Raw genomic sequence first — 12,537 nt, forward strand, 5'->3', positions numbered from 1 at the left:
GCTGTCAGGGATCGCCGGGCTGCCCGGTTCAGGAGGCGAGTGCACACGTCCTCTCCTGACGGGAGCGATCATGAATCACCGCATCGTCGTCCTCGGCGCCGGCTACTCCGGCGTCCACGCGGCCGGGCGGCTGGCCCGCCGGCTGCACGCCGACATCACGCTGGTCGACGCGCAGCCCGAGTTCACCGAACGCATCCGCCTGCACCAGCTCGCCACCGGGCAGGAGCTGCGCCCGCGCCCGCTGCGGGACGTCCTGGCCGGCACCCGCGTCACGCCGCGCACCGGCACGGTGGCCGCGGTCGACGCGGACCGGCGGACCGTCACGCTCGCCGGCGGCGACACCATCCGGTACGACACGCTGGTGTACGCGCTCGGCAGCACCGCCGGGGACCAGGGCGTGCCCGGCGTCGACGCGCACGCGTACCACGTCGCGGGCCGGGCCGCCGCGCTGCGCCTGCGGGACCGCCTCCGCGCGCTCGGCGCGGGTGACGCGGTGCTGGTCGTCGGCGGCGGCCTGACCGGCATCGAGTCCGCCACCGAGATCGCCGAGTCCCGGCCGGACCTGCGCGTCACGCTCGCGGCCCGCGGCCGGGCCGGTGGCCTGCTGGGCGCCCGCGCGCAGCGGCACCTGCGGGACGTGCTGGCCCGGCTCGGCGTGACCGTGCTGGACCACACGGAGATCGCGCGCGTCGGGCCGGACGGCGTGGTCACCGGCGACGGCGCGCACGTGCCGGCCGCGGTGACCGTGTGGACGGCCGGGTTCGCCGTCCACCCGATCGCGGCCGCGAGCACGCTGACGGTCTCCGGCGCCGGCCGGATCGTGGTCGACGGCAGCATGCGCTCGGTCTCGCACCCGGACGTGTACGCGGTGGGCGACGCCGCGCACGCGCTCGGCGCGAACGGCGAGCCGCTGCGGATGGCGTGCGGCTCCGGCATCCCGATGGCGTGGCAGGCCGCGGACGCGATCGCGGCGCGGCTGACCGGCGGCCGGGTCCGGGAACGCCCGATCCGGTTCTACGCGCAGTGCATCAGCCTCGGCCGCCACGACGGCATCGTGCAGTTCGTCGACGGCGATGACCGGCCCACGTCGTCGGTGCTGACCGGGGGTGCGGCGGCGCGGGTGAAGGAGTTCGTCTGCGCGGGCGCGGCCTGGTCGATCGGCCACCCGACGCTGCTGCTGCCGATGCGGCGGCGCCGGGTGAGCGCGGTTCCGGCGCCGGTCGCGGAAGGGGTGGGCCGCTGAGGCTCCGGTCGCCCCGCGCCGGGGCGACCGGCCGGCTCCCCGGTCAGGACGCGCGGCCGATGATGTGCGGTGAGGCCGGCCCCGACGCGCCCTCCGACGGGAACCGGAACCGGCGCAGGTCCGTGATCGTGAACCCGGCCGCCGTGATCGCCGCCGCCGTGTCCCGCGCGATGTGGCAGCCGCCGCTCAGCGGGGGCCAGATCGTGGCGTCCAGGAGCCGCTGCAACCGGCGGAGCCCGCCCGGCTCCTCCGCCGCGACGTGCTCGAAGAAGCGCAGCTCTCCCCCGGGCCGGAGCACGCGGCGGATCTCGGCGAGCGCGGCGGCCGGGTCCGCGACCGTGCACAGCACCATCGCGGAGACCGCCGCGTCGAACTCGCCGTCCGCCGCGGGCAGCGCCTCGGCCAGGCCGTCCACCACCCGGATCGGCACGGGCGCGGAGCGGGCAGCGACCCCCGCGGCGGCCCGCAGCCGGGGCTCGGGCTCCACCGCGAGCACCTCCGTGACGGCCGGGGGGTAGTGCCCGAACATCCGGCCGTTGCCGGCGCCGACCTCGATCACCCGGCCGGAGAGCCCGGCGGCGACCGTGGCCCGGTGCCCGGCGACGCCGGCCTCGTCCATCTTCACGCTGACCCGCTGGTAGATCCGGGCGAACACCGGATGGGACACCGACGACACGGCCACCTCCATCTCTCCGCACCCCATGGTGGCCACCGGCCGCCACCCGGACGCGTTATTGCAATGGCTTTGCAACTACCGCATGATGACTGTGGTGCGTTCGCCACGGGAGAGGCGGGCGCGAGGGGGGTGTCCCGGCATCGCGATGATCCACGCGCCGGGACATTCCCTCCCCCGTCGCTATCGCGGGCCGGGCGCGACCAGGCGGCGTTCCCACGCCCAGGCCGCGATCTCGACCCGGTTGCGGGCGCCGAGCTTCGCCTGGACGCTGCTCAGGTGCGTCTTGACCGTTCCCACCGAGATGAACAGCTCCGCGGCGATCTCCGCGTTCGTGCGGCCCTGCGCGGTCAGCCGCACCACGTCCAGCTCGCGCGGGGACAGATCGCCCAGGTCCTGCCGCACCGGCGCGGGCGGCGTCAGGTGCTCCAGCAGCCGTACCGTGATGGACGGGCTGATCAGGGCGTCGCCGGAGGCGGCGGCGCGCACCGCCTCGACCAGCAGCGCCGGGCCCGAGTCCTTGAGCAGGAAGCCGCAGGCGCCGTTGCGCAGCGCCGCGTGCACGTACTCGTCCAGGTCGAACGTGGTCACCACGACCACGTTGACCGGATCGGCGACGCCCGGGCCGGCCAGCCGGCGCAGCGCCTCCAGGCCGTCCATCCGCGGCATCCGGATGTCCATCAGCGCCACGTCCGGCCGCAGCCGCAGCGCCAGCTCGACCGCCTGCATGCCGTCCGCGGCCTCGCCCACCAGCTCCATGTCCGGCTGCGCGCCGATGATCATGCCGAAGCCGGTACGCACCATCGCCTGGTCGTCCGCGACCAGCACCCGGATCGTCACCGTTCCCCCTCACCCGCCGCGATCGGAAGCGCCGCGTCGACCACCCATCCTCCGTTGATGCCGGGACCGGCGCGCAGCCACCCGCCGACGGACGCTACCCGTTCGCCGAGGCCGTCCAGCCCGTATCCGGTGCGGTCGGTCGCGCGCGGCGCCGCGGCGCCGTCGTTGGTCACCCGGACGAACAACCAGTCGGGGGTACGCCGCAGCCGCACATCGGCACGCGTGGCGTTCACCGCGTGCCGGCGCACGTTGGTCAGCGCCTCCATCACCACCCGGTACGCCGACGTGCTCACGTCCACCGGCAGCCCGTCCAGCGCGCCCTCGACGTAGAGCACCGCCCGCGCGCCGCCCGCGGCGGAGAACTGCTCCAGCAGCGGCCCGAGGTCCGCGACCCCGGCCAGCGGCGCCAGCGGTGCGGCCGCGTCACCGCCGCGCAGCACGCCGACCATCCGGCGCATCGCGGCCATCGTCTCCGCGCCGGCCCGCTCGATCTGGTCCAGCGCGGTGATCACCCGCTGCGGGTCCTGCTCCGCGATGAACCGCGCGCCCTGCGCCTGCACCACGATGCCGGTCACGTGGTGGGCGATGAAGTCGTGCAGGTCCCGGGCGAACTCGGCGCGCTGCTCGGCCCGTACCGTGGCGATCTGCCGCTCCCGCTGACCCGCGGTGAACCGGGTCCAGACGCCGGTGGCGCCGATCGCGCCACCGATCATGGTCAGCATCATGCCGAAGATCAGCAGCTCGAGGCCGGACGAGGCGCGCTGCGTCTGCACCAGCAGCGCGAACAGCAGCGCGGCGCCGGCCGGCCAGGCCAGCGCGGGCCGCCCGTGGCGGGCCACCGCGAACAGCACCGCCAGCAGCGCCACGGTCTCGGCGAAGCCCCAGCCGGAACCGGAGTCGGTGGAGCCGCCGGTGCCGAACAGCGTGAGCAAGGTCAGCACCACCGAGGCGGCGCCGAGCACGATCGCGAACGCGGGTACGAGCCGGCTGCCCAGCCGCTTGTGCCGGCTCCACAGCAGCGTGCCGGCGGTCGTCAGCACCAGCGACGGCGCCAGCATCACCAGTGTGGCCTCTGACCCGCCGGCCGCGGCGATGAACAGGTCGATCAGGAAGGCGAACGCGGTCAGCAGGAGCAAAGCGATCCGCCGGACGCTGGGGCGGCGCCGCTTCCGTTCAGAGATCATCATCGTCCTCCCAGCGTAGTCGCGGTGCGGCCGGATCCGGTTCTGCCGATCGGCGGGGCACGCGCTCTGACTTTCGGCGGAGGAACCGGGACGATCTCCGGTCGCCGGGCGGATGTGTGCCACCCGCCGGAATCGGCAGGCTGTGCTCGCTCTCGTTTCCAACCGAAGGGACTTCGATGATGATGCTCGCCTGCGAGGCACGTGACCTGGTCAAGGTCTACGGCCGCGGCGACACCGCGGTACGTGCGCTGGACGGCGTGTCGGTGGGTTTTCCGCGGGCCGAGTTCACCGCCATCATGGGCCCCTCGGGTTCCGGCAAGTCGACGCTGATGCACTGCCTGGCCGGCCTCGACCGCGCCACCAGCGGCGCGGTGCTGCTCGGCGACGTGGACCTCAGCCGCCAGTCCGACCGCGTGCTCACCCAGGTCCGCCGCGAGCGGATCGGCTTCGTCTTCCAGGCGTTCAACCTGCTGCCGCAGCTCACCGCGGCGCAGAACATCACGCTCCCGCTGGACCTGTCCGGTCGCAAGCCCGACCCCGCCCTGTTCGGCCGGCTGGTCGACGTGCTCGGCCTGCGCGACCGGCTCCGGCACCGGCCCAGTGAGCTGTCCGGCGGCCAGCAGCAGCGCGTCGCCCTGGCCCGCGCGCTGATCTCCCGCCCGGAGGCGGTCTTCGCGGACGAGCCGACCGGCAACCTGGACTCGCGTACCGGCGCGGAGGTGTTGTCCTTCCTGCGCGACGCGGTCCGCGAGTACGGCCAGACCGTCGTCATGGTCACCCACGACCCGATCGCGGCGTCCTACGCCGACCGCGTGGTCATGCTGGCCGACGGCCGGATCTCCGGCGAGATCATGCGCCCGACCCGCGAGTCCGTCGCCGACGCGCTGAACCAGCTGGCCGGTGCCCGATGACCGTCCTGCGCACCCAGCTCGCGGGCCTCGCCCGCCGCCCGGCCCGGCTGCTGCTGACCGGCCTGGCGCTGATCGTCGCCGCCACGGTCGTCTTCGGCACCGTGCTGGCCCAGCGGATCACCCACCAGACCATCCTGGACACCTTCAGCGGTACGTCGGCGAACGCGGACCTGGTGATCGGCATCAGGACCCCGGCCACCCCCGAGGCGCTGGAGGTCGTCCGGAACACCCCCGGCGTGGAGTCCGCCACCGCGCGCAACTCCGTCTACTACGACGTGCCGTCGGTGCCCGGCACCTACCTCGTGCTCGCCGGTGACCCGGGCCGCGGCCCGCTGTCCGAGGTGACCCTCACCTCCGGCACCTATCCGAACGCGGAGAACCAGATCGCGGTCACGCCGCGCACCGCCGACCGGATGGGCCTGACGGTCGGCCGGACGATCGCCGTCCGGCTGGGCCCGGAGAATCCGGTGCGAAACCTCACCGTCACCGGCATCGTCGAGCCGGCGCGCGGCGAGGGCTTCTCCGGCATCGCGTTCACCACCGGGGATTTCGTCACCAGGATGAGCGCCGGCGACTCCCCGACCTACGAGCAGTACGGCATCGGCCGGGTCGAGGTGCACCTGGTGCCCGGCACCGACGCACAGGCGGTGGTGCAGCGGTTGTCCGGCACGCTGCCGCAGGGCATCGACCCGACGGGCGACGGCACCGCCAAGGCCCCGATCGACGTGCGGATCGGCGCGGAGGTGCGCAAGGAGGAGGCGCTGAACGCGGCGTCCTCGATGAACGAACTGTTCTACCTCGTCGGCCTCTTCGTCGCGATCGCGGCGGCCGCGGCAGCGCTGGTCGCCACGTCCACGTTCCGGATCGTGTTCGCCCAGCGGATGCGCCAGCTGGCACTGCTGCGGGCCGTCGGCGCCGGCCGCGGGCCGCTGACCCGGGCGCTGATCGTGGAGGGCGCGCTCACCGGCGCGACCGCCGGCGTCACCGGCGTGCTGATCGCGTACGGGCTCGGCCTCGCCGCCGGACCGGCCGTGCGCGTCTTCTCCGACACCGAGCTGGCCACGCCCGGCCTGCCGATCCTGCCCGCCGTGCTGGTCGTGGCCGGCACCACCCTGATCGCGGTGATCGCGGTCCTCTCCCCCGCCGTGACCGCCGCCCGCGTCGCCCCGCTGGAGGCGCTGCGCTCCGCGGCCGTCACCGGCGCCACCGCCCGGCTCGGCGTGGTCCGCTGGGTGTTCGGCCTGCTGCTCACGGCGGCCTCGCTGGCGCTGGTCGCGATCGCCGTGACGATGCTGCCGGAACCGAACGAGCCGAGCAACGGCGAGGGCGTCCTGCTGGCCACGGTCGCGGGCGGCGCACTCGGCTTCTTCGCGCTGGTCGTGCTCGGCCCCGCGGTACTGCGGCCGGTGCTGTGGCTGGTCGGCCAGCCGCTGCGCGCGCTCGGCCCGACCGGCCGGCTCGCGGTCGGCGCGGTCGGCAACGCACCCAAGCGGGCCGCCGCGGTCAGCGTGGTCGTGGCGCTGGCCGTCATGCTGGTCGCCGGCGCGCTGGTCACCCTCTCCACCGCCCGCACCACCATGGAGGAGGAGTTGGCCCTGATGGCCCCGGCCGACATACAGATCGCGGCCGACGCCGGCAAGACGGTGCCGACCGCCGCGGTCGAGGCGGCCCGCGCCCACCCGGAACTGACAAACGTCATCCCGTTCCGCCTCGCGGAGGCGAACATCCCGATCGTGAGCGAGAACGGCGAAAGAGGGAACCCCGCGCGCCCGATCGCCGACCTGTCGCTGACCGCGCTGAGCACCCGGGACGACATCCGCGTCACCGAGGGATCGCTGGACGACCTCGGCCCCGGCAAGGCCGTCGCGCTGGACTTCGCGGACCAGTTCACCGGCAGTCTCGGCTACGGCGAGACCACCACGATCACCCACGAGGGCCGCAGCATCCAAGTCACCGTGGTCGCCACCGTCTCCGGCCTGCCGATGGACACGTGGGCGCTGCTCGACCCGGCCGACCTGACCGCGCTCGGCTTCGCCCCGGAGCCGACCACCCTGCTCGCCGACGCGGCCGATGACGAGACCGCCGCGTACCAGGCCGCGGTGACGCTCTCGCCCGGCCTCGGCGTGGTCGTGCTCACCGACGAGCGCGACGAGCTCGCCAGGCAGCTGCTGATAATCACGATCGTCGCGCTGGGGCTGGTCGGCATGACCGTCTCCGTCGCGGTCGTCGGCGTCGGCACCACCACCGCGCTCTCCGTCGTCGAACGCCTCCGCGAAGCCGGCCTGCTCCGCGCCGTCGGCATGTCCCGCGGCCGGCTGCGCGCCACCCTGCTGCTGGAGGCCTCGCTGTACGGCGTGGTCGGCTCACTGCTCGGCCTGGCCCTGGCCATCCCGTTCGCGTGGCTGATGCTCTCCGGGGTCGGCCTGGACGCGCCGCTCACACTCCCGTGGGGCGAACTGGCCCTGGTCGTCCTGATCCTGGGCATCCTCACCGCCCTTTCCGGCGTCCTCCCCGCCCGCCGCGCCTCCCGGGTCGCCCCGACAGCGGCACTCGCCATGGACTGACACTCTTAGGGGGTACGAGACGGGGCTCCGCGATTCGCGGGGCCCCGTCTTCCGTCCCCGCCAGCACGACGGCAAGGTCGCGTCGCGTGGGGCGAGGGCGGCGTCAGGACGAGCGAGAGCCGCGCAGGCCGAACAACGCCGCGCCGGACCGACAGCGACAACAGCAGGCGGCGGCGGAGCAACGGCAACAGCGCCAACGGCTTCGGCAGCAGCAGCGCGGACGCCAGCAGCAGCGGCGCAGCACCGCCAGCGGCAGCGGCACCGCCAGCGGCAGCGCCAGCGGCCCCAGCACCAACGGTTAGCGTGGAGGCGGCAGCGGTCTCGTCATGGGGATGCCCGCGTCGAGGCACACCGAGCAGACGCCGGTGAGCAGGACGGCGCCGTACATGCCGTCGATGGGCCGGTCATCGTCCGGTGTGTCGTAACTCCGCCGGATCACGTCGCCGAGCCTCGCTACCTTCTCGTGACGTGAGTCTGCCAGCTGGTCCGCCGGCTTTCGCGCCTCGGACTCGGTGACCGTGGGCGCGCCACCGCGCGCGAGTTCCTGTGAGAAGTCATCTATCCGGCGGCATGCGGCCACATCGGAATCCTCACGAACGGCGTGCACGACGGCGGTGCAGACTCCGGCCAGCATCGGCGCCCCGACCACCACGACAGCCACCACCGGCCAGCGGTTCCGGCGCCAGGCGGACTCCGCGACGGTCGACTGTGGACTCGCCACCCCACCAGTTTCCGAGGCGACCCGGGACTCGGCGGCGGAATCACGCGGCTCGGGAGGCGGTTCGGCTGACGGCCCGGGCGAAGTCATGCGCGACATCATGCAGTGATCTTGCCGCGGGCTTCCGGCGGTTTCCGGCCGCGTCCAGCGGGCCCGTGCGGCCGATCGCACCGGCACGACGCAGCCACAACCACACCCCCAGCCAACCACCCAGAACCGCGCCGCAACGCGGACCTGGCACGGAGCGCCGCAGGGGCTGCGGTGTCCGGATCTGTGCCCACGACATCGCACTCGCGCCGCGACACGGACCCGGCACGGAGAGCCGCACCGATTGCGGTGTCCGGATCTGTGCCCGCGACATCGCGCCCGCGCCGCGACACGCACCGAGCGCCGCACCGGTTGCGGTGTCCGCATGGCGCGGAACATCGCACCCGCGACACGGCCCCGGCACGGAGAGCCGCACACGATGCGGTGTCCGCCTGGCCCAGACATCGCAACCGCCCCGCGACACCAACCCGGCACGGAGAGCCGCACAGGATGCGATGTCCGCCTGGCCCAGACATCACAACCGCCCGCGACACCAACCCGGCACGGAGAGCCGCACGGGCTGCGATGTCCGCATGGCCCAGACATCGCAACCGCCCCGCGACACCAACCCGGCACGGAGGGCCGCACAGGATGCGATGTCCGCATGGCCCGGACATCGCAACCGCGCCGCGCTACGGGATCGGCGGACCGCGCCGGCCGCGCGGGTTTCGGCCACACGGACACCGGCTCCGATGCGGCGGCGGAGCGGCGGCGGAGCCGGCGCGAGGTTGGCCCGCGGGAGCGTGCGGAATCGGCCACGCCGGAAGCGGGAATATCGGGATGCGGGATCGTCGCAGGAACGACACGCCGCCCGCCGGAGGACGCGGCCCGCGGCCCCGCCGGGGGGCGGGATACCGGGGTCCGGGGTCGTTCCCGGAGCAGTCCGGTCCGGCACGAGCATGCGGGGGCAGCCACGCCGGGAGCGGGAAGATCAAATGTGGCCTTGGGCACCGGCGGGGGGTGCGTTACATGGTTGCCGCAAGTCCCAGCGTTGAGTACTGGCGGTGGCGGCGGTGGGGGCGTTTGGCGGCCCGGGCAACAAACGGGGTGATGGTTTGTGGTGGACCGGGGCGGGGAAAGGGGGCGTGATTCCGGGCGCGGGGTCCCGGATGGTGGAGCGGGGGCGGGATGTCGATCACGACGAGGCCTCAGGTTGATCACTTTGCGTGAGTTCGCCTGCGCTGTTTCGTACCGTTATATCGTGATTTTGGGGTTTTAGCGGGCGCGGCGATGGGCTATAGCACACGTGCACTACCGAATTGTTACAAGCGGCGGTCGTGCGGGATCTTGCGAAACGTGTTCGCCTTAAAATAAGTTCTTCCCCGCAACAAATGCACATCAGCTGATGTAGACCTCCCGGAGGCAACCATGACGGTCGTGAGGCGGAGCGGGGATTCCCGTCCGTGCACGGTACGGTCCAGGACCGGGGAGCCCCGGCCATGAGCAGTGCCCCGGTTCTGCTTGAGATGCGCAACATCACCAAGGAGTTCCCTGGTGTGAAAGCGCTCTCCGACGTCTCGCTCCGCGTGAAGGCGGGCGAGATCCATGCCATCTGCGGTGAGAACGGCGCCGGCAAGTCCACGCTGATGAAGGTGCTCAGCGGCGTCTACCCGTACGGCTCCTACGACGGGCAGATCATCTACCAGGGCTCCGAGGTCAAGTTCGGGGACATCCGGGCCAGCGAGAACGCGGGCATCGTGATCATCCACCAGGAGCTCGCGCTGATCCCGCTCATGTCGATCACCGAGAACCTGTTCCTCGGCAACGAGCCGCGCAAGAACGGTGCGATCGACTGGACCGCGGCGCAGCTCAAGGCCATGGAGCTGATGGCGCGCGTGGGTCTGCAGGAGAACCCGGACACGCTGGTCAAGGACCTGGGCGTGGGCAAGCAGCAGCTCATCGAGATCGCCAAGGCGTTCGCCAAGAACGTGAAGCTGCTGATCCTGGACGAGCCGACCGCGGCGCTGAACGAGAACGACTCCCAGCACCTGCTGGACCTGCTGCGCGGCTTCCGTGAGCGCGGCATCACCTCGATCATCATCTCGCACAAGCTGAACGAGATCGAGGCGATCGCGGACTCCATCACGATCATCCGGGACGGCAAGAGCGTCGAGACGCTGGACGTCAAGGCGGACGGCGTCGACGAGGACCGGATCGTGCGCGGCATGGTCGGCCGCGAGCTGACCAACCGCTACCCGGAGCACACGCCGAAGATCGGCGAGGTCTTCTTCGAGGTGCGCGACTGGACCGTGCGGCACCCGATCTCCGCGGACCGGCTGGTCGCCAAGGGTTCGAGCTTCACGGTGCGGCGCGGCGAGATCGTCGGGTTCGCGGGCCTGATGGGCGCCGGGCGCACCGAGCTGGCGATGAGCATCTTCGGCCGCTCGTACGGCGTGTACGAGGGCGGTGAGATCTGGAAGGACGGCAAGCGCATCGAGATCAAGACGGTCTCGGACGCGATCCACCACGGCCTGGCCTACGTCAGCGAGGACCGCAAGGCCGTCGGGCTCAACCTGCTCGACGACATCAAGACCTCCACGGTCTCGGCGAAGCTGTCGAAGATCCGCAAGTTCCTCAAGCTGGACGAGGTCGCGGAGTACAAGGCGGCCGAGGGCTACCGCAAGAGCCTGCGGATCAAGACGCCGACCGTGGACGAGGGCGTCAACAAGCTCTCCGGCGGCAACCAGCAGAAGGTCGTCCTGGCGAAGTGGATGTTCACCGACCCGGACCTGCTGATCCTGGACGAGCCCACGCGCGGCATCGACGTGGGCGCGAAGTACGAGATCTACGGCATCATCCAGCAGCTCGCGGACCAGGGTAAGGGCGTCATCGTCATCTCCTCGGAGCTGCCCGAGCTGCTCGGCCTCTGCGACCGCATCTACACCGTGTTCGAGGGCTCCATCACGGGCGTCATCGACCGGGCCGACGCGACCCAGGAAAACCTCATGAAGCAGATGACCTCCAACAAGAAGATGCAGACGCGATGAGCCGATTCAAGGACCTTCAAAAGAACCTCTTCGGGGGTACGACCAGCAACGCGCGCCAGTTCGGCATGATCTTCGCCCTGGTGGCGATCGTGCTGTTCTTCCAGATCTGGACGAACGGGCTGACCCTCAGCTCCGGCAACATGATCGCGGTCGTCAGTCAGTACTCGTACATCCTCATCCTGGCCATCGGCATGCTGATGGTGATCGTCGCCGGCCACATCGACCTGTCGGTCGGCTCGGTCGCCGCGTTCACCGGCATCGTGGTCGCGAAGCTGATGGCCGACCAGAACATCCCGTGGTTCCTGGCGCTGCTCATCGGCCTCGGCATCGGCGCGCTGGTCGGTGCCTGGCAGGGCTTCTGGGTCGCGTACGTCGGCGTGCCCGCGTTCATCGTCACGCTGGCCGGCATGCTCATCTTCCGCGGTGCCAACCAGTACGTCGGCAAGTCGCAGACCGTCGCGGTGCCGGAGGGCTTCCAGACGATCGGCGGTGGCTTCCTGCCCGAGGTCGGCCCGGTCACCGGCTACAACAACCTGACGCTGCTGCTCGGCTTCGCGGTCTGCGTCGCGGTGATCGTCCGGGAGTGGCAGCTGCGCCGCACCCGCCACCTGATGCATGCCGAGGCCGGCCCGATCTGGGTCTCGGTGCTGCGCATCGCCATCCTGATGGCCGTCATCCTGTTCGCCACCTTCCGGTTCGCCGGTGGCCGGATCGGCACCAGCTTCCCGATCTCCGGCATCATCCTCGGCGTCCTGGTCGTGGCGTACTCGTTCTACACCCGCAACACCGCGGCCGGCCGGCACATCTACGCGGTCGGCGGCAACTCCCGCGCGGCCGAGCTGTCCGGCGTGAAGCTCCAGCGCGTCAACTTCTTCGTCATGATGAACATGGGCGTGCTGGCCGCGCTGGCCGGCATGATCTTCGTGGCCCGCTCCCGCGCGTCCGGCCCGCAGGACGGCCTGAGCTGGGAGCTGGAGGCGATCGCCGCGGTCTTCATCGGTGGCGCCGCGGTCGCCGGCGGTCTCGGCACGGTCTCCGGCTCGATCGTCGGCGGCCTGGTCATGGCCGTCCTCAACAACGGCCTGATCCTCAAGGGCATCGGCGCGGACAGCGTGCAGATCATCAAGGGCCTCGTGCTGCTGCTCGCGGTCGCGCTGGACGTCTACAACAAGCAGCAGGGCCGGTTCTCCATCATCGGTTCGGTCACCAAGGGGTTCCGCGGCAGCGGTCCCACGGCACCCGTCGGCTCGGGCACGCCGCAGCAGGTCAAGACTCCGGTGGCCGGCTAACCGCCGGTCACCCAGACGCGGGGCGGGCAGGTCCGTCCGCC

9 protein-coding genes are annotated in these 12,537 nt (G+C 71.9%); 5 read left to right on the plus strand and 4 right to left on the minus strand.

Annotation, left to right across the window (positions count from 1 at the left end; genetic code table 11):
- Window positions 1-70 precede the first annotated feature (70 nt).
- Window positions 71-1,243, plus strand: coding sequence for an NAD(P)/FAD-dependent oxidoreductase (locus tag J2S41_RS16705; RefSeq protein ID WP_310368755.1), 1,173 nt, complete (start codon window positions 71-73; stop codon window positions 1,241-1,243).
- Window positions 1,244-1,286: 43 nt separating this feature from the next.
- On the opposite strand, the gene J2S41_RS16710 is transcribed toward J2S41_RS16705, so the two are convergent.
- From J2S41_RS16710 to J2S41_RS16720, 3 genes are all read right to left on the minus strand, one after another.
- Window positions 1,287-1,931, minus strand: a complete 645-nt coding sequence (locus J2S41_RS16710; RefSeq protein WP_310368757.1) for a class I SAM-dependent methyltransferase — start codon at window positions 1,929-1,931, stop codon at window positions 1,287-1,289.
- Between the two features lie 168 nt (window positions 1,932-2,099).
- Complete coding sequence (locus tag J2S41_RS16715) at window positions 2,100-2,756, minus strand: response regulator (RefSeq protein ID WP_310368758.1); 657 nt, start codon at window positions 2,754-2,756, stop codon at window positions 2,100-2,102.
- Window positions 2,753-3,940 carry a sensor histidine kinase gene (locus J2S41_RS16720; RefSeq protein WP_310368760.1) on the minus strand — a complete coding sequence of 396 codons (1,188 nt, stop codon included), beginning with the start codon at window positions 3,938-3,940 and terminating at the stop codon, window positions 2,753-2,755. Before J2S41_RS16720 ends, J2S41_RS16715 begins: the two co-directional genes overlap by 4 nt.
- A gap of 176 nt (window positions 3,941-4,116) precedes the next feature.
- On the opposite strand from J2S41_RS16720, the gene J2S41_RS16725 reads away from it, so the two are divergent.
- Together J2S41_RS16725 and J2S41_RS16730 are read left to right on the plus strand one after the other, a co-directional pair.
- The gene (locus tag J2S41_RS16725; protein ID WP_310368762.1) at window positions 4,117-4,851 is read left to right on the plus strand and encodes an ABC transporter ATP-binding protein; all 735 of its coding nucleotides are present in this window, start codon (window positions 4,117-4,119) and stop codon (window positions 4,849-4,851) included.
- Complete coding sequence (locus J2S41_RS16730) at window positions 4,848-7,415, plus strand: FtsX-like permease family protein (RefSeq protein WP_310368764.1); 2,568 nt, start codon at window positions 4,848-4,850, stop codon at window positions 7,413-7,415. Before J2S41_RS16725 ends, J2S41_RS16730 begins: the two co-directional genes overlap by 4 nt.
- A gap of 298 nt (window positions 7,416-7,713) precedes the next feature.
- Here the strand turns inward: J2S41_RS16730 and J2S41_RS16735 are convergent, their stop codons facing one another.
- Complete coding sequence (locus tag J2S41_RS16735) at window positions 7,714-8,067, minus strand: hypothetical protein (protein ID WP_310368766.1); 354 nt, start codon at window positions 8,065-8,067, stop codon at window positions 7,714-7,716.
- Window positions 8,068-9,659: 1,592 nt separating this feature from the next.
- Between J2S41_RS16735 and mmsA the strand changes: the two genes are divergently transcribed.
- On the plus strand, window positions 9,660-11,207 hold the full coding sequence (gene mmsA, locus J2S41_RS16740) for a multiple monosaccharide ABC transporter ATP-binding protein (protein WP_310368768.1): 1,548 nt from the start codon (window positions 9,660-9,662) through the stop codon (window positions 11,205-11,207).
- Window positions 11,204-12,496 (plus strand): multiple monosaccharide ABC transporter permease, encoded by a 1,293-nt coding sequence (mmsB, locus tag J2S41_RS16745; protein WP_310368770.1) that lies wholly within the window; start codon window positions 11,204-11,206, stop codon window positions 12,494-12,496. The genes mmsA and mmsB overlap by 4 nt, the downstream gene beginning before the upstream one ends.
- The last annotated feature ends 41 nt before the right edge of the window (window positions 12,497-12,537 follow it).

Origin of the sequence: Catenuloplanes atrovinosus (genome assembly GCF_031458235.1) — a bacterium.
Classification (GTDB): domain Bacteria; phylum Actinomycetota; class Actinomycetes; order Mycobacteriales; family Micromonosporaceae; genus Catenuloplanes; species Catenuloplanes atrovinosus.